18 protein-coding genes are annotated in these 21,595 nt (G+C 27.0%); 17 read left to right on the forward strand and 1 reads right to left on the reverse strand.

Annotated features, from left to right (window positions below; all coding sequences use genetic code 11):
• Positions 1-91: 91 nt before the first annotated feature.
• The 10 genes from NG901_RS00720 to NG901_RS00765 all read left to right on the forward strand — a co-directional run bounded on the left by NG901_RS00720 (position 92) and on the right by NG901_RS00765 (position 9,238).
• Positions 92-784 carry a phage replisome organizer N-terminal domain-containing protein gene (locus NG901_RS00720; RefSeq protein ID WP_252211735.1) on the forward strand — a complete coding sequence of 231 codons (693 nt, stop codon included), beginning with the start codon at positions 92-94 and terminating at the stop codon, positions 782-784.
• A gap of 432 nt (positions 785-1,216) precedes the next feature.
• Positions 1,217-1,441, forward strand: coding sequence for a DUF3791 domain-containing protein (locus NG901_RS00725; protein ID WP_252211736.1), 225 nt, complete (start codon positions 1,217-1,219; stop codon positions 1,439-1,441).
• A gap of 120 nt (positions 1,442-1,561) precedes the next feature.
• Positions 1,562-1,795 (forward strand): hypothetical protein, encoded by a 234-nt coding sequence (locus tag NG901_RS00730; protein WP_252211737.1) that lies wholly within the window; start codon positions 1,562-1,564, stop codon positions 1,793-1,795.
• 298 nt (positions 1,796-2,093) lie between these two features.
• Complete coding sequence (locus NG901_RS00735; RefSeq protein WP_252211738.1) at positions 2,094-2,408, forward strand: nucleotidyltransferase domain-containing protein; 315 nt, start codon at positions 2,094-2,096, stop codon at positions 2,406-2,408.
• Positions 2,401-2,793 (forward strand): HEPN domain-containing protein, encoded by a 393-nt coding sequence (locus tag NG901_RS00740; protein ID WP_252211739.1) that lies wholly within the window; start codon positions 2,401-2,403, stop codon positions 2,791-2,793. The genes NG901_RS00735 and NG901_RS00740 overlap by 8 nt, the downstream gene beginning before the upstream one ends.
• A 42-nt stretch (positions 2,794-2,835) precedes the next feature.
• Positions 2,836-4,584 (forward strand): AAA family ATPase, encoded by a 1,749-nt coding sequence (locus NG901_RS00745; RefSeq protein WP_252211740.1) that lies wholly within the window; start codon positions 2,836-2,838, stop codon positions 4,582-4,584.
• A gap of 159 nt (positions 4,585-4,743) precedes the next feature.
• Positions 4,744-5,157, forward strand: coding sequence for a nucleotidyltransferase domain-containing protein (locus NG901_RS00750; RefSeq protein WP_252211741.1), 414 nt, complete (start codon positions 4,744-4,746; stop codon positions 5,155-5,157).
• Positions 5,158-5,159: 2 nt separating this feature from the next.
• The gene (locus NG901_RS00755; RefSeq protein WP_252211742.1) at positions 5,160-5,606 is read left to right on the forward strand and encodes a hypothetical protein; all 447 of its coding nucleotides are present in this window, start codon (positions 5,160-5,162) and stop codon (positions 5,604-5,606) included.
• Positions 5,607-5,986: 380 nt separating this feature from the next.
• Positions 5,987-8,026, forward strand: a complete 2,040-nt coding sequence (locus tag NG901_RS00760) for a M13 family metallopeptidase (protein WP_252211743.1) — start codon at positions 5,987-5,989, stop codon at positions 8,024-8,026.
• Positions 8,027-8,311: 285 nt separating this feature from the next.
• Entirely contained in the window at positions 8,312-9,238 is a 927-nt protein-coding gene (locus NG901_RS00765; protein WP_252211744.1) for a hypothetical protein, read from the forward strand.
• Between the two features lie 66 nt (positions 9,239-9,304).
• On the opposite strand, the gene NG901_RS00770 is transcribed toward NG901_RS00765, so the two are convergent.
• Positions 9,305-10,756 carry a DUF2334 domain-containing protein gene (locus NG901_RS00770; RefSeq protein ID WP_252211745.1) on the reverse strand — a complete coding sequence of 484 codons (1,452 nt, stop codon included), beginning with the start codon at positions 10,754-10,756 and terminating at the stop codon, positions 9,305-9,307.
• Between the two features lie 294 nt (positions 10,757-11,050).
• Here NG901_RS00770 and NG901_RS00775 point away from each other — a divergent pair, with 294 nt between their 5' ends.
• From NG901_RS00775 to NG901_RS00805, 7 genes are all read left to right on the forward strand, one after another.
• Positions 11,051-12,253, forward strand: a complete 1,203-nt coding sequence (locus tag NG901_RS00775) for a cell wall-binding protein (protein WP_252211746.1) — start codon at positions 11,051-11,053, stop codon at positions 12,251-12,253.
• A 156-nt stretch (positions 12,254-12,409) separates the two neighbouring features.
• On the forward strand, positions 12,410-13,000 hold the full coding sequence (locus NG901_RS00780; protein ID WP_252211747.1) for an REP-associated tyrosine transposase: 591 nt from the start codon (positions 12,410-12,412) through the stop codon (positions 12,998-13,000).
• Positions 12,984-14,165: a YifB family Mg chelatase-like AAA ATPase gene (locus tag NG901_RS00785; RefSeq protein ID WP_252211748.1), complete on the forward strand. Its 1,182-nt coding sequence runs from the start codon at positions 12,984-12,986 to the stop codon at positions 14,163-14,165. The genes NG901_RS00780 and NG901_RS00785 overlap by 17 nt, the downstream gene beginning before the upstream one ends.
• A 77-nt stretch (positions 14,166-14,242) precedes the next feature.
• Positions 14,243-14,809, forward strand: coding sequence for a DNA-processing protein DprA (gene dprA / locus NG901_RS00790; protein ID WP_502800111.1), 567 nt, complete (start codon positions 14,243-14,245; stop codon positions 14,807-14,809).
• 227 nt (positions 14,810-15,036) lie between these two features.
• On the forward strand, positions 15,037-15,972 hold the full coding sequence (locus NG901_RS00795) for an Rpn family recombination-promoting nuclease/putative transposase (protein ID WP_252211749.1): 936 nt from the start codon (positions 15,037-15,039) through the stop codon (positions 15,970-15,972).
• Between the two features lie 408 nt (positions 15,973-16,380).
• Positions 16,381-18,213, forward strand: a complete 1,833-nt coding sequence (locus NG901_RS00800; protein ID WP_252211750.1) for an N-acetylmuramoyl-L-alanine amidase family protein — start codon at positions 16,381-16,383, stop codon at positions 18,211-18,213.
• A 543-nt stretch (positions 18,214-18,756) separates the two neighbouring features.
• The gene (locus NG901_RS00805) at positions 18,757-20,997 is read left to right on the forward strand and encodes a cell surface protein (RefSeq protein WP_252211751.1); all 2,241 of its coding nucleotides are present in this window, start codon (positions 18,757-18,759) and stop codon (positions 20,995-20,997) included.
• Positions 20,998-21,595 lie beyond the last annotated feature (598 nt).

A 21,595-nucleotide genomic window follows, 5' to 3' on the forward strand; every position in this document is an offset into this window, starting at 1 on the left:
AATCTTAAGATACATAACTTGTACAAGAGAAAATGTATACGAATTTAAAATAAATATATATGATAGAAAATTATAAGGAGATGTTTTTAACATGGAAAGAAAAGTAGTGAAGTTAAGAGTAGATATGTATAATGATACTAAGTTTAAGATAATAGACACAATGGATGATAAGGACCTTATTCATTATATTTGGACTAGACTTTTAATTTTAGCAAGTAAAGTTAATTTAGAAGGTAATCTATATCTTTCAAGAAGTATTCCTTATACAATAGAAACTTTAGCCTTAGAATTTAATAGAAGTGCTAAAAAAGCAGAATTAGCTTTAAAAGTATTTATGGATTTAGAAATGATTGAATTAGATGAAGATAATATTTATAGAGTTAGGAACTTTGCTAAGCATCAAAATATCAAACCTAAGAAGAAAGAAGGTTCTAATGATAAATTAAAAACTGTTGATAATATAGAAAGTGATGTTAAGAAAGAGAATGTACAAAATTTAAATAAAGAGTGCATTACGGAAAATAAATCGAATAATAAAGAATTTGTAGCTAATCTTGATAAGGAAAATAAAGTATCTAATTTACACAACAATATTAAGGTAGTAAATTTTAATAATGATAAAAAAGATTTTAATGCTGAGATAGAAAGTATTAAGGTAAAAGATAAGATTAATAAAAAAGATAACCTTAAAATCCAAAGTAAAAGTATTTTAGAGAAAACAAATTTAAGCAAATCGAATGAAACTGAAAATTTCCTCAATAATGAAAGTGATGTAAAAAAATAAAATAAAATTGAAAGATAAAATTTATTTAGATAAAAAATCTATGCTAAATAAATCTAATAAAACGCGAAGTAAACCCAAGACGAAAAACAAAAGTAATTCAAAAAAAATTGATGATGAAATTATTTGTAGTTGAGATCACGATGGTGATGATATTGAAATATATGATTTTACAGGAGAGCTTCCAAAAGGAAACTTGATTGATAATTTTGAATTTTAGAAATCACCCTTGGAATCTATAAATAATAATTTTATTCTAAGGTGGTAAATCATCCCTTTAGAAGTTACCCCTAGGGTGTAAATTTTTACAGGTACAAGTTTGTGATTGTTAGTTGTTTTAAGTCAATAAATATGACATAAGAGTAGAAATACAATTAATAAATAAGTATAATATGATTAAGAGAATAATATTTCACATTAAAGGATGGGAAAATTATGTTGGATTCTAATATATTGTTATATATAGTATGTCTAATAGAAGAGTATAAGAAATGTTATAAAATAGAGGGTCAAGAAATAATAGAATTATTTAAAAAATATAATGTCTTTGAATATATAATTGAATTTTATGATATACTGCAAACACAATCTATATCTTATGGTGTTGAAGATGTTCATAAATTTATTTTTAATAGGAGTGGGATTTTATACGACAACTAATTTTAAGCAAGCAACTAAATGGGCGCTAAAAATAGGAAAGCGTAATAGAACTAGAGGAAAATCAAATTTCATTTTATACTTATAGAGCTATTAAAAGATTAAAATTAGTTAGGTGGGAATATGCTGATTAAAAAATCTATAATGAATCGTAAACTACAACTGATAGTACTAGAACTTTCAAAAAAGTTAAATAAATCTGAAATTGAAACATTAGAATTATTTTATTCAACTAATGTTTATCGTGAATTAGTTGAACAGGAAACTACACTTTGTACAGAATCATATTCATTTATTGCTGATGATGTTTTACGTGAATTAAATTTATATGAAAAGCCAAAGGTGAAGTTTCATTAAATTTAAATAAAAAAATTGATAATAGCTTTGAAGAGGTTAAATATTTTATAAAAATAATATGGAAATAAAGATAACAGATAGTATGTAAAAATCTTATCTGTTTTTTTATTGACCCCTGGGGTGTAAAATTTTACAGGTACAAGTTTGAATACTCTTATTTGTTTTAAGTGCATTATAAATAGGCTATAATATAAGATATATGATAGATATTTTTTAAAAGGTCATTATAAGATAAAATATATTGATTATTAAAAAGAATGTTAATAAATTTGGTAGAGATACTAAAGGAGAATTCAGAATGAATGTTAATAGTTTTAATAAAGAAATAGATTATATAAAGAAACAAGTAATAGAAAAATTCAATCCCAAAGAGATAATACTTTTTGGTTCTGTAGCAAAAGGAATTTTTAGAGAAGATAGTGATATTGACTTATGTATTATTAAGGATACAATCAATAAAAGAGAATTGTTAACAAATATGTATGTAAATATAGAAAGTAATATTCCATTTGATTTAGTTTTATACACAAATGAGGAATGGAATAATTGTATAAATGACAAAAGTAGCTTTGCATACTCTATTATAAATACAGGGGTGAAAATATATGGTTGATACGTTGCGATATAAGGATTGGATAGATAAGGCAGAAAGAGATATTAAGTCTGCAAAAATACTAAAAGAACATGAGTGTGGAAATGATGTAGTAGCATTTCATTGTCAGCAAGCAGTTGAAAAATCATTAAAAGCATATTTAATATTTAAGGGAGAGGGAATCGTAAGTGGCCATAGTCTTATATATTTATGCAAAGTAAGTGAAAAGCACAATAATGATTTTAAACAATACATTAAGGATTGTGGTTTTTTAAATCAATATTATATAGAAACAAGATATCCAGCAGACAATCCACTTATAGTAAGTGATTATGAAGCAGAGGAATGTGTTAAAATAGCAGAAGAAATTTATAGAATTGTGATATCAAAGTTAAATTTGAATTAAGAATTTATAGTATAGATATTTTTTTAGAAGGAAGGTGCAGTAATGAAAAAGAGTATTCAGGTTGGAACATCAGACTTTAGGGAAATTATAAAAGAAAATCATTATTTCGTAGATAAGAGTTTGCTTATAAAAGAATTTATAGAAAATGGTGCAAAGGTTATTTTAACTCCAAGACCAAGGCGTTTTGGTAAGACTTTAAATATGAGTATGTTAAAATACTTTTTTGATATAGAAAAAAAAGAGGAAAATAAAGATTTATTTAGGGGATTAGAAATAGAAAATGAAGAAAAGATAATGAAGATGCAAGGGGAGTATCCAGTTATTTTTCTTACTTTTAAGAATGAAAAACATCTTAGTTTTGAAAATCTTCAAGAGGGAATAAAATCATTAATGTACAATATATATATGGATCACTACTATTTATTAGAAAGTGAAAAATTATCACAATTTGATAAAAAGAAGTTTAAAGAAATATTAGATAGAAAAGGTTCTATCGTTGAGTTTTCAGAAGCATTAAGTAATCTAATGAGATTGCTTAACAAGCATTATGATGAAAAAGTAATTGTACTTATAGATGAATATGATGTGCCAATTCAGGAGTCTTATTCAGAAAAAAAAGGAAACTCGACTCATATTCATTCGCTGAGTACGTTAGATGAACCAAATACAAGATTTGGATTCTCACAGCATGAGGAAGCTATCGTTTTAATAAGAAATATTTTAACAGCTGCACTTAAGGATAATGTATATTTAGAAAAATCTTTAGTTACTGGAATACTTAGAGTTGCAAAGGAAAGTATTTTTTCAGGGCTTAATAATATAGAGGTAGATAGTATTTTAGGAATTAATTTTAATGATAAATTTGGCTTTACAGAAGAACAGGTTATAAATTTATTAGAATATTATAACCTTTCAGAAAAGATTGATGAGGTTAAGAAATGGTACAATGGGTATATATTTGGAGGAAAGATTATATATAATCCTTGGTCAGTTTTAAATTATATTAAAAACAATACAATGGGATTTATGCCTTATTGGATAAATAGTAGTAGTAATGATTTAATAAAGAGATTACTTTCTAATGGAAATGAAGATACTAAGAAAAATCTTGAAGAACTTATAAAGGGAAATTCTATAAAAAAGATAGTAGATGATCATGTTGTTATGAAAGATGTAGAAGATGATGAGGAAAATCTATGGGGATTTTTAACCTTAAGCGGATATTTGAAGCCAGTAAATAAGGAGCTTACTAGAGGAAAGTTTAATTGTGAATTAAAAATACCAAATGAAGAAGTGAACATATTTTATGAAAACTTAATTGAAAAGTGGTTTAAGGAAAGTTTAACAAGCAAAAAGTATGCTATTATGCTGAATGCATTGGTAACTGGAGATGTTGAAACTTTTGGTGGTTTTTTCAAAAATTTTGTTTTAAATAATATAAGCTATTTTGATGTATCAGGAGAGGAGCCAGAAAAGGTTTATCATGCCTTTGTACTTGGTATGATTGTATCTCTTGCTGATAAATATGAAGTAAAATCAAATAAAGAAAGTGGATACGGTAGATATGATGTTATGCTAATTCCTAAAGATACTTCAAAGCTTGGAATTATAATGGAGTTTAAAAAGATTGATGATTTTATGAGTAAAAGCATAGAAAAGGGAATTGAAGAAGCTTTAAATCAAATTGAGGAAAATAAATATGAAGCAGAACTTATGGAAAGAAATATAAATAATATATTAAAACTTGCAATTGTATTTAAAGGGAAGAAAATTGAGGTTGTTGAAGGTTGATGTAAATCACCCCTGGGGTGTAAAATTTGGAAAATGTTCAAGCTGGTGACTGTCACCATAGCAGATAGGGTGTAAAAATCTTATCTGTTTTTTTGTTTTAAGAAAATTAAACATAGGTTATAATTAAAGTAATACTATGATTTAAAGGTAGTGAATTACATGAAGAAAGAAGATATAAAAGATTTTAAAATTGATGACACAGATAATATAATTGCTTTAGCTACTTTTGGTAGTTATAATACAGAAAACTTTATAGAAAATAGAAGTGATATAGATATATTAATTTTGTTAAATGAAAAAAGAGGGGTAGAATTTGAATTTAAACTAGAAGATGAATTACTTCCTAGGTTAGAAGATTTTTTTTCTTATGATAATATACATATAACATTTTTATATTTAAATGAATTTGATTCTGATTTAGCAAAATGTTATATAGAAAGTAAAAATAAACTTATTTTAGATTTTAATAAAGAAATTGATTTTAGGCTTTATGTTAATAAATATTTACGAAATAATGAATGGCTTAATAAACTTATAAAACATGATACAGAATTACTAAATGGAGGAAAATAAATATGTCACCTTATTATAAATATAAAAAAGAAAGATTAGAAAAGAAGTTTTATGTTGCTAAAGACACACTTACTTTGCTTATTGGTGCAATGAAGGAATTTAATAATACAAATTCTATTTTTTTAAAGCGTTCTATTCTTGGATATTTTCAGGATTTAACGGAATATATAATTGATATGTCAGAGACATTTTTAGTTATGAATGATAATTATATAGATGGATGCTCAGCAGTAGAATTAGTAAAGAGAGCAAGAATTCATGGATTTTTAGAGGATTCTTTATGTGATTTTTTAATAAAAATTGTACGACTAAGAAATAGATATACACACGATTATTATAAAAGAGAAGGTGTGGAAGAAGAGATATTTAAATGTTGTTTTTCAGAAATAATGTATCTTGATATATTTTTAGAGGTAAGTGATACAGAAATACATTTAAGAGTGAAATAAAATTTATACAATTAGATAGGGTGTAAAAATCTTATCTGTTTTTTTATTGACCCCTGGGGTGTAAAATTTTACAGGTACAAGTTTAAAATCTAAATTTTGTTTTACTTAAAAAGTAATTCATAAGAAATACATTTTTTATAATAATAATTATATATCTGTGCAAGATAATAATGTACAAGTTAGAAAAATCATAAATTTTTCTTAATATTTTATAGATAATATATACGTATATTACAGAATATGGTACATTAAATACGCAAATTAAAAATTAGGTTATTTTTTTATCTGTATTGATATATGCAATATGTAAAGTGGCATATATAAATACCCTGTAAAAATGTAATCTAAAAATTAATAAGATATAGGGGATGAGACTTAAAATGGCAAAATTTAAAAAGAGTAGGCTTATAGCATGTGCTTTGGCATTTTCATTATTTATGTCACAAGCAACATATGTTAAAGCAGCTGAAGTAACTGACACAGCTAATTTAGGAAGTAAAGTAGTATCTGACGATATAAGGTTACAAGATGACTTTTATAGTGTAACTAATAAAGAATGGTTAAATACTGCTAAGATTGATGCTGGTGAAGTATCTAATTCAGCATTTAATGAAGCTGAAAAGGCATTAACAGAGCAAAAGAAAGAAATAATGAAAGAATTACTAGCTAATGAAAAGAACTATTCAAAAGATAGTGATGAGAAAAAAATGATTAATTTATATAAGAATGTTTTAAATAGTGAAGCAAGAAATAAACAAGGTATAGAACCTATTAAAGGAATGTTAGATAAGATTAAAAACATTAAGACTTTAGATGACATTAGAGAACTTAATAAATATGATATTGGAAATCCATTAATTAATATTGGATGCAGTGTTGATTTAAAAGATGCCACTAGATATGCTGCATATGTTGGATCAACTTCTCTTAGTTTAGGAAATTCTGATGAATATGTAAAGCCAACAGAAAATACTGCAAGAGTGAAAAGTCTTTCTGAAAATTATTATAAAAAGATCTTAACTTTAGTAGGATATACTGAAGAAGAGGCAAAAATAAAGGTTGATAATTTTTACAAATTAGAATACATGATAGCACCATCAATAATAGGAAAAGAAGAGAGCTCAAAAAATCCTAATGCAATAGATGATGAATATAATGTATATACTTTAGATAAGCTTAACGAAGTAGCTCCAAATTTAAAGATAAAAGATCTTATGAAAGATTTAAAAATAGATAAAGCTAATAAAATAATTTTAACAGAACCTAATTGGTTAAAAGCAATGAATGATATTTATACTGAAGAAAATTTACCACTTATTAAAGATTATATAGAAATAAAAAATATAGCAGGTGCAGCAGGTTGTCTAGGTGATGATTTCCAAAAAGCAGCACAAGAATTTTCTAATGCTTACTTAGGTTCAAGTGGAGAAACTCCTAAAGATGAAGAGGCTATAAATATAGTTAATTCAGCATTAGCAATGCCATTTGGTAAGATATATGTTGAAAAATACTTTTCTAAAAAGACTAAAAATGATGTTAAAGATATGACTGATGAAATAATTAAAACTTATGAAAAGAGAATAGAAAATTTAGATTGGATGAGTGATTCAACTAAAAAGAGTGCTAAAGAAAAATTAAATAAAATAAGTGTTCAAATTGGATATCCTGAAAAATGGGAAGATTACTCTTCATTAAAGATAAGATCATATGAAGAAGGCGGTTCACTTTTTGAAAATTTAATAAATTTAGGTAAATTTGCAGAAGAAAAGCAATTAAGTATATTAAATGAACGTGTAGATAAATCACAATTTGCATGTCCACCACAAATGGTAAATGCTTTCTATAATCCAACAGCTAATTCAATCACAGTTCCAGCGGGAATTCTTCAACAACAATTTTATGATGTAAATGCTTCAAAAGAACATAACTTAGGAGCAATTGGAGCAATCATTGGTCATGAAATTAGTCATGCTTTTGATAATACTGGAGCCAAGTTTGATGGTGATGGTAACTTAAATAGCTGGTGGAGCACTGAAGATTATAAAAAGTTTGAAGAAAAAACTAATAGCGTAAGAAGCTTTTATAATAATGTAAAACTTGATAATGGTAAAAGTGTAAATGGAGATCTTACAGTAGGAGAAAATATAGCTGATCTTGGAGGAATAGCTTGTGCATTAGATATATTAGATAAGATGCCAAAGGCTAATTACAAAGATTTCTTTGAAAGTAATGCTAATGTATGGCGTGAAATTAGTACAAAGGAATATGGAGATCTTAAACTTCAAAATGATGTACATTCGCCTAATAAGGTAAGATCAAATGTAGTATTATCACAATTTGATAAATTCTATGAAATATATGGAATAAAAGAAAATGATGATATGTATGTAAAACCAGAAAATAGATTAAAGATTTGGTAGGATAATATCACCCCTGGGGTGTAAAAAATGGAAAAAGGTCAAACAGTGACAGTCACCACATATGAGCAGATAAGACGTAAAAATCTTATCTGCTTTTTGATTATTGAAAGTATATTATGAAGATTTTTAACTTTAAGTGAATATTTAAAACCAATGTATGTAAAACTTATTGAAGGAAGTGTTCATTGTGACTTTAACATACCTAACAATGTTGCTTTAATTTTCTTTTACATATATATAATGGTATAATTGTAAATATATAAATTTAAACGAGGGGGAAGTATATTGAAAAAAATACTTTTAAGTTTACTTATTACAGCAGTTATAACAATAGTGGCGTTGCCAATAAAGGCTTCTGCTAATGAATGGCATAATGATAACGGAAGAGATTGGTTACAACTTGACGATGGAAGTTATCCAACTGGATGGTATAACTATAATGGAACATATTTTTTATTTGATTCTGATGGATATAGCCATAAATATGGTTGGTATCAAGAAAATGGGAAATGGTATTTTATACAAGACATGGGTAGAATGTGTACAGATGAATTTATTGATGGTTACTATGTTGATAAAACTGGAGAATATAGAAGTGATATAAAAAGAGGAGATGCAATTCAAACTGTTGCAAAAAGTGAAGATGGAAAAATAACTCTTTCTATTGATGCGTATTGTAGACATCGTGTATTACCTAAGACTACTTATGATGGAGGACAATTGTACTGTGCTTATAAAAAAGTTAATCAATCAGGAAAAGTAGAGTATAGCAAGATACTAGGATTTACAGATGATTATTCAACTTGGAGACTAGTTAATGGTAATGATTCTCCTGTATCATTTGAAAGTTCTTATACTGGTATGACTGAAATTCTTATGGTTTACAAGTTTAAAGATGGTTCTTATTCTGATGTATTAAAATATGATTTTTACCTTAATAATGGAGATATAACTTCACCTAATATAGGTTTTTCTAAATCATCTAATAATGGTGATTTATTAATATCATCATTTGTACAAGCTGGAGATGATGTTTTGAAAAATCTTATAATAACAAAACCTGATGGACAAAAAGAAGAGTTCAAATTAAACGGTAGTAAGTTCTTTAATATTACTAAATATAAGCTTACTCAAGATGGAAATTATAAAATAGAAACTAAAACTAATAATGATTCATATGTTTATATAAATCTTTCAAAAGATGATTTATAAGAAATCACCCCTGGGGTGTAAAAAATGGAAAAAGGTCAAGCTAGTGACAGTCACCAGCTTGATCTTTTAAAGTTCAGTTACTTTAGTCATTTTAAAGCCCTTTTCTTCTAATATAGTTACTAATCGTTTTAATATAGAATTATCATCATAGCTAAAACATGGACAACCATTAGAATCTTCACTTAGTGTAATAAAATTATTTTCTAATGAAGGATGGAAAAATACACTACCCATATTAGAGGTATCAGCATTTTTAATTCTATCTAAACAAAGATCTTCTTTACCTTCTGCAATATAATCTAATGGAGTTGATATATATAATGAAGCGTTATTATAAGGACTTAGTTGTGGCTTTGTCAAATCTGCATTGTCAACACCACAATCATTAAATGGATAGTAAAGTATTTTAAAATATTCTTCTGCAATTTTATTTTGTTCTTGAGTTATCTCATAATGTGGTACTTCAAAAAAATTTATTGGTATATCTAAGTATGATGCTGTTTCAATAGCTTTTTCTATTTTTTCTCTAAACACAACAGGTGAAGGTTCAAACTTTCCAAATTCAAATCCAGCAGCTGATTCATGATGTCCAAACTGATGAGTATAGCCATGCAAACCAATTACAGCATTATTATTTTTCAAATAATCAAGTGTATAAACCATTTCTGCAATCTCAAAATTATTTTTAGTTAAAGGATTATTATCAATTTTAAAATTAGGATTTTTGTATCTTGGAATCCAAGCTATATGATAAGGAATATTTTTTTCATTCATGTATGTTCCAATTACACGAAGATTTTCAAAGTAGTTTTTATCATAACTTTGAGAAGTTAAACATATATCCTCAAATCGTATTAACCCTATCTGTGTATTTTCATTATCTATATCAGTATCATCACTAGTATTTTTAGAGTTATCATTACTATTATTTACTTCAGTATTAGTATTTTTTATATTTTCACTGGAATTAATTTTACAATTAATTATCTTATTATCCTTATCCCATCTAGTATATAAATCAAGCATATTAGAGAGGTCCGAAAAACATATGTAATAAATGTTTTCAGAGTTTAATAAATCTTTTTTTAATTTAAATTCTTTATTAGGACACTTAACGGTATTATTTGAAAGATTAATAGAATAAATTAAATCGTTTATTTGTAATGATAATATATCTTCATTTTTCACGCCTTTACCATTTAAATTATAGGCAATTTCATTTAATGGTAAATAGTATCTATTCTTATCTAAGTATATTGGTAAGGTAAAATTTAAATTTTTTCCATCTATTTTAAGTTTTGCTTCATCTTTATTCATATCAAAATCTTTAAATGTAGAATAATCATTAGAAAGTTCATTACCTTTTTTAAATAATTTATCAAAATTTAAATTTTCATCATTAATACTAATATCGTTATCAATTGAGCTAGAAGATTTAGTTTCATCTGTATTATTGCAAGCCGTTAAAAAAATAAACATGAATAATAAAAGAAGATAAGTGTAAATTCTTTTTCTCATAAATAAAATTCCTTTCTTTTCATATCTATTGAATATGTAATATAAAATATAGTATAACATGATACTGTGATTGCTATACCCCTGGGGTGTAAAAAATGGAAATTGGGTAAGCTAGTGAGAAGCACAAAAGAGTAGATGATAAAAAATTTCTACTTTTAAATTTAAGATAAAGATTAATAAACAGTTAACGATAAATTAAGGTGCATTATTTGATAGTTAGTAAATTTGTAAAAATAGAACTAATATATATATTAAAAACATGCATAATACAAAAGAAAAAATGAGGAGATTAATGTGAAGAAAAGGAAAATAATAGTGATTTTATCATTAATACTATGTATTAATAGTATTCCAACAACAGTCTTTGCAAGTCAAAGTACAAATCCAGAAAAGATTAAATTAGTTGAAGAAAATAAGGTTTTAACTGAAAGTAATTTATTAAAGAATGAATCAAAGAAAGAACTAGATCTGGATACAAAGGATGTAAAAGATATTAAGGAAGAAGATACAAAAGAAAAAGAGGACAAGCATAATAATACTGATGTATCATCACAGAAATCTGATAAAGATGAAGAAAAAGAAGATGAACCTTTAAAAGAAGAGTTACATACAATTGGATGGAAAGAAAAGTATGGTTCATGGTATTATTATGAGTTTAAAAATCAATTAGTTAAGAATGAATGGAAAAACATATTTGGAAAATGGTATTACTTTAACAATGATGGAGCAATGCAAAAAGGCATGCAAAACATAAATGGAACAACATATTATTTTAATAATAATGGGGAGATGTTAACAGGATGGCAATTAGTAAATGAGAAGTGGTATTGTTTTTCAGAATCAGGAAAAATCGAATATGGTTGGAAAAAATTAAAGGAAAAGTGGTACTATTTAGATAGAAATATAGGTGCAATGCTATCAAATGAAGAAAAAATTATAGACGGAAAAAACTATAGATTTAATGCTGACGGAACTCTTGCTGAAAATACATGGTATGATAGCTATAAATATTCTCAGTTTAATGGGGAATGTGTAAATATATATGGAGATTATTCTCATTCAAATACTAATTACAACATATTTAAATACATGACTAATACATATAATCAAGTAAGTGTGCATGATGAAGCAATAAGACTGCATGGCGGAATTGAGAGTAATAACTGTGTATATTTTTTATCAGAAGTTTTAAGAAGAAATGGATTCAATATTTCTACGTATACTGCAAATGTAGCTCAATTAGAAAGTCAATTAAAGAATAAAGGATTTGTAGCGTGTTATGATTTAAACCAATTAAAACCAGGAGATATTGTATTTACAAAAAATAATTCTCATGTATACACATTTATGTGTTGGGCTGATGGATGGAATTCATATATTGCAGATAACCAAAGAAAAAAATTTGGTGACAATGTAGTACATAAAAGAAATGTTAAAGATTATGATCCAATATATGATACAGATCCATCTACACATTTTTATTATTACCCATATTAATCACCCCTGGGGTGTAAAAAATGGAAACAGATAAGATTTGATCTTATCTGTTTTTTTGGTGTATCTACCCCTGGGGTCCAGAAAATGGGAAATGTTTAAATAAAAAGATTATGTCTATACTTTAAAATAATAATAGTTATAGGGAGAAATGCTAAGATGTCAACACCTAAAATTATATGGTATGAAGGTGCTATATATCATATAACAACTAGAGGTAATCGTAGAAGTAAAATTTTTTTAGATGAACAAGACTTTAGGGTTTATTTGAATAAACTTGAGGATAGCTTACATTATTATGATTATTTAAATTATGAATTAATATCATATTGTTTGATGAGTAATCATGTGCATTTAATAATAAAAACAGGAAAAGAACCATTAACACGAATAATGGGAAGATTGAATTCTACATACACAAAATATTTTAATAAGAAATACAATTACATAGGACATTTATTTCAATCACGATATTTTTCAGAGTTGATAAAAGATGATAAACAAATCTTAGAAGTTAGTAGATATATTCATTTAAATCCAGTAAGGGCTAATATAGTTAAGAAACCTGAGTATTACAAATGGTCTAGTTATTCTATGTTTATAGGAAAGACTTCTAAGAAAACAATAAATCCAGAAATAATATTAGATTATTTTAGTAAAAGGAATAGAGATATTTTATATAAGGAATTTGTAGAGAATGCACTTAGTATCAATAAAGAGGGAGGGAAGTTAAGTGGCTACAGTGGTTAATAGTTTTGGAATATTAGGTATAGATGGATATTTAGTTAAAATAGAAATTGATATTATAGATGGATTACCGTCTATATCTATAGTAGGAATGGGAGATACTGCCATAAAAGAATCTAGAGAGAGGCTTGAAGCATCAATAATAAACTCTAAGTTTCAATTTCCAAAAATGAAAATAGTAGTTAATTTATCTCCAAGTGATATTAAAAAGAGGGGATCTCATTATGATTTAGGTATGGCAGTTGCATTGCTAATACAGTCGAAGCAGGTACAAGTTAAAGAAATTAGTACATATGGTTTTATAGGCGAGCTATCTTTAAATGGTGATTTGAGACCATGTACAGGAATATTGCCAATGATAATTGAAGCCAAAAATAATGGTATAAAAAACATAATAGTATCAATAGAAAATGTGGAAGAAGCAAGTCTAGTTAGTGATATGAATATTTTTGCTTTTAGAACGTTAAATGAAGTTATTAATTTTATATCAGGAATAAATCCATATAAACCTATAAATTTGAATAACGCTAAGCATAAAATATCTAATAAATATTTAATAGATTTTAGTGATGTTCAAGGACAAGATAGTGCCATAGAATTTATAATGGTTGCAGCAGCTGGTGGACATAATTTGTTGATGTGTGGAACACCAGGTTGCGGTAAATCAATGATTGCTAAAAGAATACCTACAATACTTCCATCTATGAGTGAAGAAGAGGCTTTAGAAGTTACTAAGATATACAGTGTTTCAGGATTATTGCAAAATAGAGGGGCATTAATAACAGAAAGACCATTTAGATCACCACATCATAATGCTTCATTAAATTCACTAATAGGTGGGGGCACTTTTGCTATGCCAGGAGAAATTTCACTTTCACATAATGGAGTTCTATTTTTAGATGAAATAGCAGAATTTAATAAGAAAACCCTAGATGCATTAAGGCAACCTATTGAGGATGGTAAAGTTACAATTTCTAGAGTTAAGTATACTCATGATTTTCCAGCAGATTTTATGCTTGTTGCAGCCATGAATCCTTGTCCATGTGGATATTATGGAGAGCAAAGGTGTAAATGTACTGATTATGAAATTATTAAATATAGACAAAAACTATCAGGCCCAATAATGGATAGAATAGATATACAAAAGAATTTTAATGCAATAAATTAGCTGAAAAAATCATTAATTCTAGGGATTTAACTTATTGTCAAAAAATATATAATTACTGTATTGAAAATGATATATACATTTTAAGAAAATATAAAGAAAAGTATCCAAGTCAGTTAAATAAATATATAAATTCACCAATAGTGTTATATGCAAAAGGAATAATAAAAGAATTTTCTAAATCAGTAGCAATAGTTGGGTCAAGAAGATGTAGTGAATATGGTAAAAAAGTAACCATAGAATTATCAAAAGAACTTTCTAAAAATAATATCCCTATAATTAGTGGGTTGGCAAAAGGAATAGATGGGTATTCACATACAGTAGCTTTAAAAAATAATTTATATACTGTAGCTGTTATAGGAACAGGGCTAGATAGATGTTATCAAAAAGAACACATGAAATTAATGAAAGCTATATGCGAACATGGTCTAGTAATATCTCAATTTCCACCAGGAAGCAAAAATGCAAAGCAAAATTTTATAAGAAGAAATGAAATTATTGCAATGTTGTGTGAGAAAATAGTTGTAACTGAAGCAGGAAAAAATAGTGGAGCGTTGTATACAGCTAGATGTGGAATGAAATATAATAAAGAAGTTTTTGCAGTACCTAATAATATATATGAAGGCTTTAGTGTTGGAACAAATTAATTAATATTTGAGGGTGCAAAAATATATCTTAATTCGAAGATGATTGTTTTTAATAATTTTGCTGTAGAAGATGATAATCATATAAAATGGAGCTTAAAGGCTACATAATACAAAAAAGAGGACTGTTTACCCTGGGGTGTAAAAAATGGAAAAAAAGATTATGATTTATGAAGTGATTTTTATAGGATATAATATATATAGATAAAAAATGCTAAGGAGTGAATTTTATGTGTAGATTAAACCCCAAAGTAGATTTTGCATTTAAAAAATTATTTGGAAGTGAAGAGAATAAGGATATACTTATTTCTTTTATAAATTCCATATTATCAGAGGATCAACAAGTAAAGGATATTATACTTAAAAATCCATATAACATAGCAAATTATAAAAGTGACAAAATGAGCATACTTGATATAAAAGCAGTAGATGAAAAAGGAACTTGGTATGACATAGAGATGCAACTATCAGAACAGGTTTTTTATGAAAAAAGAGCTTTCTATTATTGGGCTAAGGTATATTCAGATCAATTAGAAGGTGGATATAATTATGACAAATTAAGAAAAACTATATCTATAAATATTTTAGATTTTGATTATATAGATGAAGACGACTTTCATAATGTATATAAAGTATATAATGAGAAGAGTAAAAAAGAATTTTCAAGTGTATTTGAAATGCATTTTATAGAACTTAATAAGTTTAAGAAGGATTTTAAAGATGTGAAAACCACTTTAGATAGATGGATAGCATTTTTAAATAGAGCTTATGAACTTGAAAAAGATAAAATACCAACTGAATTAGCAGTAGATGAATCTGTAAAAAAAGCTGTTGAAAAGTTAGATGTTATGTATTTGGATAGAGAAGAAAGAGAGCTGTATGAAGGAGAATTAAAGGCAATTAGAGATTATATAGCTTGTATGCAAACAGCTGAAATAAAAGGAATTCAACAAGGTATACAAAGAGGAATTGAGCAGGGAATACAAAAAGGAATACAGCAAGGCATTGAGAAAGGTATTGAGAAAGGCATTGAGCAAGGAGCAACGCAAAAAATAAAAGAAACAGTAATACAGGCAAATAAATTAGGAATGGATAATATAACTATATCTAAATTAACAGGATTAACAGACGAAGAGATAAATAAAATAGTCACCCCTGGGGTGTAAAAAATGGAAACAGATGAGATTTAAAGTCTTATCTGTTTTTTTGCTTACCCCCTGGGGTCCAGAAAATGGGAAATAAATAAATATTTTTAAATTTTAATTTATTTTCTCAAAAAAGGCCCTAAATTAGAAAATGTTATTGTATTGTATAACGAAAGATTTATGGGATAATAATCCACATATAGAAAAAAGATAACATATATATATATTTTTGAAATATGATAATTATATACCAAAAAATCAATTGACAGGGACAAACTTTTTGGTATAATGATAAAAGTGGGTTTTTGACTATAAAAATCCAATTAAGTAAATGATGACAATATTATTGTACTTTATATCAAACTTTACATTAATATGTTAGAATGGTATAATTTATAATGATTTTAAAAATTAGGAGGGAAAGAAATTATGTTTAACAGAGCAAACAAAATGACAGCTTTATTAGTAGCTGCCGCAGCAGTAGTTTCATTAGTTCCAGCAACTGGAGTTAATGCAGCAGACGTTAAGAGAATATCTTCAGAAGATGGAAAGGTTTATCATGCAGTAGCATACAAAGATGGACAATTCTACGTTGACGGAGAAGTAAATGATAAGGATGAAGCTGCTTATTACTTAGCAGATGGAAAATACTCTGAATTAGAAGATGTTGATTCAAATTCAGAAGCAAAAGTTTATGGCGAAAAATATGTTAACATTGAAGATGGAGATTACTTTGTTGATTTAACAAATGGTAAAGTAACTGATGAAGATATTAAAGAAGAAAATAAAGATGATGCAAAATCAGCTTTAAAGAAAAAAGTTAAAGATAAAGCAGATGAAAGATATGCTGATCACAAAAATGAAATAGGATTAGATGAAATAGAATCAGGAAATAAATTTGGTGAAACTTGGTATGCTGGTAAATATGAAGCTGCAGATGAAACAAATGGTAAAGAAGCATATAATACAGATAATACAAATAAATTAAATGTTTATACTGATGCAAAAGGTAATTACATTGATGCTGATTACAATTTAGGTAAAATTAAAGTTAAACCAACTACTGGATCTGCAGTTAATGTAGAAAATACAGATAAAAAATATAACTGTGGTAAAGATGATGCTGGTAAAGAACATAGCAAAAATTTAACAGCAAAAGTTGTTGAAAATGCTATTTTAGGACAAGACTCTAAAAATATTTATAGATATGCAACAATTACATTAACTAGCAAGGACCAACCAATAGAAGAAGTTAATGGAATAGAAGTATCTAAACTTGAAGCTACAGAGGGTAATACAGTAGTAACATTAGATGTTATTCAAAAAATATCAAAAGATCAAGCTTCTGATACAATAGATGGAGCTAAATATGCTAAAACAGTTTCTACTTATGCAGTAACTGAAGACGATGCAACTATTGATGATGGAGACGTTGTAGACTTTATAAAGTTATTAGAAGCTGTAAAAAATAATAAAGCTGAATCAACTATAGTTAATGGAAAAGTAGTTATTTACACAACTGATAAAAGTATAGTTGGTAAAGATAAAGATAAAGATAAAATATATGCTCAAGTTGCTTCATTAAAGACTAAAGCTGGTTGGTATTACACTGATTGTGAAGGAGTAGCTGATAGTGATATAGAAACTGCTACTTCATATAATGTTGATGTAGATGGAAACCTTTGGATAATTGATAGCGGAGTTATTTACAAATTCGATAACGAAGATGATTGGGATAAAGTTTACAAAGTAGATGGTAAAATGATAAACTTATCAGTTTACAACAAAGACAACATGGTTGTTTGGAGTGATGAAGACGATGAAGTTTATTCTGTAATCGGACAAAAAGAAGATAAAGAAGAAGAAAAACCAGAAGTTACAGTTAAAACTGGATGGAACCAAGCTGCTGATGGAACTTGGACATTCGTTAACGCTGACAACACTAAAGCAACTGGTTGGTTCCAAGATGGAGCTAATTGGTACTTAGCTAATGCAGCTGGAATTATGCAAACTGAATGGCAAACTGTTAATGGAACTTGGTTCTACTTAGGTTCAAATGGAGCTATGCAAACAGGATGGCAAAACATTAATGGAGCTTGGTACTACTTAAATCCAGTTTCAGATGGAACTAGAGGAGCAATGAAGACTGGTTGGATCAACGACAATGGTACTTGGTACTTCGCTGATGGATCAGGAAAAATGTTAGCTAACACAACTGTTAATGGTTATGTTTTAGCAGCTAACGGAGCTTGGGTTAAATAATTTAAGCTTTAAATTATAAGAGACTTTCGAAAGAAAGTCTCTTATTTTTTTACAATGTTATGTTTGGGGATAGAGTTTATATATGCATAAGCAAAGTGGACTGAGTAATTGAACTTAGGAATACTAAAATGAGTATAGTCCCATTTTAGCTTGCTCCCAATGTAAAATTGAGACAAGCAGTAAACGTGACAATACTCATTAAGGATTCTCAAAGTCCAATTACAATGCCGCTTTACCTATTGCATATATAAATCTATATTAAAAAATAACATTTTATTTATAGTATATTTTAGTTGAAAGTGAAGGATAGAAGTCCTATATGAATTTTAAAATATATACTTTTAGAAAGCTAATGGTTTTTAACCACAATTGTTCATTGTCAACTGTTTATTGTAATAACTTTATGCATCAACATTTATTAAAAGAAAATGTCATAAAATTTATTATTTTTGTATTATTTTTCATATAGTATGTATTATAATATATTTATATAAGAATATTATAATTTTATATGAAAACGTTTAAAGAGAAGGGGTTTTGATAATGAGAGATTTTATGAGACGTATTTATTTTAAATCAATTGCAATCATTCTTACTATATTACTTATTCAATTTGCCTTTATTTTTTATTTACCTTGCAAAGATTCTTATATTGTTTATGCTGATGAGGTATTACATAAAGATGACACAGAGAAATCTGATGAGTTATCTGCAAATTTAATTGAAAAATCTATAGAGTTAATGAATGGTGAAAATATTTTAAGTACTTATGAAGGTAATGGGGATGATATTACTTTAAAAGAGTCCAATGAAAATGATATTGTTAAAGAAAGTGGTAATACAGAAAATACTGAATCAAAGGATGGTGAAACTATAGGGGATGGGAGTAACACAGATGGAAGTGAACAGGGTGGAACTAGTGGAAATGAGCCTTCAGATGGAAATGATGAAGATGTACCACCAGAAATAGATGATAAAAAGGAAGCTATAGTACCTTTAATAAATTCTTTTGCAGAAGATATGGGAAAAAATTATGAAAAGCTTACTGTAAATGCAGCTAATATAAATGCACAAGGAGAATATACATTTATTATTTTAGCAAGTGATAAACTTAATGCATGTAATCATTCTGCTACAAATAGTACTTTAAATAAATGGTTTATACCATTAATAGAACTAAGCAAAGGTGAACAAAAATTAGCTTATAGTGTTGACGGAAAAAAATTTTATGAACTTAGTTTAGATTCAAATAATAAAATACCATATTATATGAGAGCAAATATAACAGGAGCACCTAATTATACTGAAAAAGAACGTGATAGTATTCTTTATTTTAAGTATGCAGAGGATAGTGATGATACAGCAATAAAAATTAGAATTCATTATATACCATCTGTAAATGCTAATGATAATAACAACTCAGGTAATGTTACTGGAGATATATTAAAATCTGTATCTATATATGGAACTGAGAGAGTAGGAAATACTTTAAGAGCTAAGGTTAAATATAACGATAATACAAACAAGCCTAAGGTTTCATATCAATGGTTAAGATGCAAAGATAAAAATGGAGAATATAAAGAAATAGATAATGCAGATAAAGAAGAGTACAAGCTTAAGAGTAATGATAAGGGATATTATTTAAAAGTTAAGGTGACTATATCTGGAGAAATTAGTGAAAGTAAAGAAAGCGACAGAACTGAAATAATCAAAGAAAAGTTAAAAGACAATTCTTCAAGCAGTAATTCGTGGAATAGTAGCTCAAATAAATATAATAGTGGAATAGTAGTTGATACAGATAAAACAAGTGATGATCAGATGTATTTAAATACTTCATATTCAAGTAAGGTTGATAAAGAAATATTTGATTTAACTAAGGAATATGAATATGAAAAATTAATTCTTGAGGGAAGTAATTATGTATGGAATTTTAATGCTTCAGATTTAAAAAATGTGTCTCAAATGGATGATAGCTTTGATTCTGAAATACAAACAAAAACACAAAATGATTCAGAAGTAGTTATAAACTTTAAACATCATGGAGTTTTACCAGGAAAAGCAACTGTTCAAGTTAATGTTGGTGATGAATTAAATGGTGATAACAGATACTTATACTATTATAATGAAGAAACTAAGTCATTAGAGTTAATATCATCAAATATAAGTGTTAAAAAAGGAAAAGCTATATTTACTATAACACATTGTTCTAAATATATATTATCAGCAAGTCCAAATGCAGACAGCAACGTATCAACAGATGATTATAATACAACTATAGAAACATCAACACAAAACAATTATATAGATAATGTAGTTAATTTTGATAAAAATTCTAATGATGTTAATTTTAATAATATAGATTCATCAAATTTAATATGGAAAGAATCTATGGACGGAAAGTGGTATCTTAGTAGAAATTCATTTATAATGACAGGATGGCAAAAAGTAGATAATAATTGGTACTATTTTAATGAATTTGGAGTTATGCAAAAAGGTTGGATTAATTCAAATAGTAAATGGTATTATTTGGATAATAATGGATGTATGGTTACAGGATGGATAAAATCAAATAATAATTGGTACTATATAAATTCTAAGGGAGAAATATCTACTGGGTGGAAAGAATTTAATAAAGTATGGTATTACTTTAATACAAATGGAGAGATGCAAACAGGATGGCAATATATAGATTACAGATGGTACTATTTATATCCAGATGGAGCAATGGCATATAACGTAGAAATTGATGGTCGTGTATTAAATCAAAATGGAGCTGCTAGGTGATGTAGTGAAAAGTGGATAGTGGAAAGCTAAAAAATATGATTGTCCCTAATGTGAGATGATATCTTATATTAGGGATTTTTTTATAGAATGTTGATATATGTAATAGGTAAAGTAACATTGCAATTGAATTTTGAAAAGTATTAAGTAAGAATTTAAATGTTGTTATAAAGTGCATAGAAGGTATATGTTTTTTGCACAATGTTGATATTTTAGTATAAGAGCGCAGTGGCGTTGGAATTTGATTTTTTACAACTCTTAATGAAGCCCTGTTGAATTAATTTAGAATATAATTGAGAATTAAGCAATATAAAATCAGTATATGTCTTTGTAAAATGTTGATATATGAAATATGTGAAGCGACATTGCAATTGAATTTTGAAAAGTATTAAGTAAGAATTTAAATGTTGTTATAAAGTGCATAGAAAGTATATGTTTTTTGTACAATGTTGATATTTTAGTATAAGAGCGCAGTGGCGTTGGAATTTGATTTTTTACAACTCTTAATGAAGCCCTGTTGAATTAATTGCTTGTCACAATTTTATATTGGGAGCATGCATTAATTAGACTAGGCTTTATTTTTAGTGTTGTTAAATTAAAT

It is taken from the genome of Clostridium sp. CMCC3677 (genome assembly GCF_023845585.1).
Taxonomy (GTDB): domain Bacteria; phylum Bacillota; class Clostridia; order Clostridiales; family Clostridiaceae; genus Clostridium; species Clostridium aquiflavi.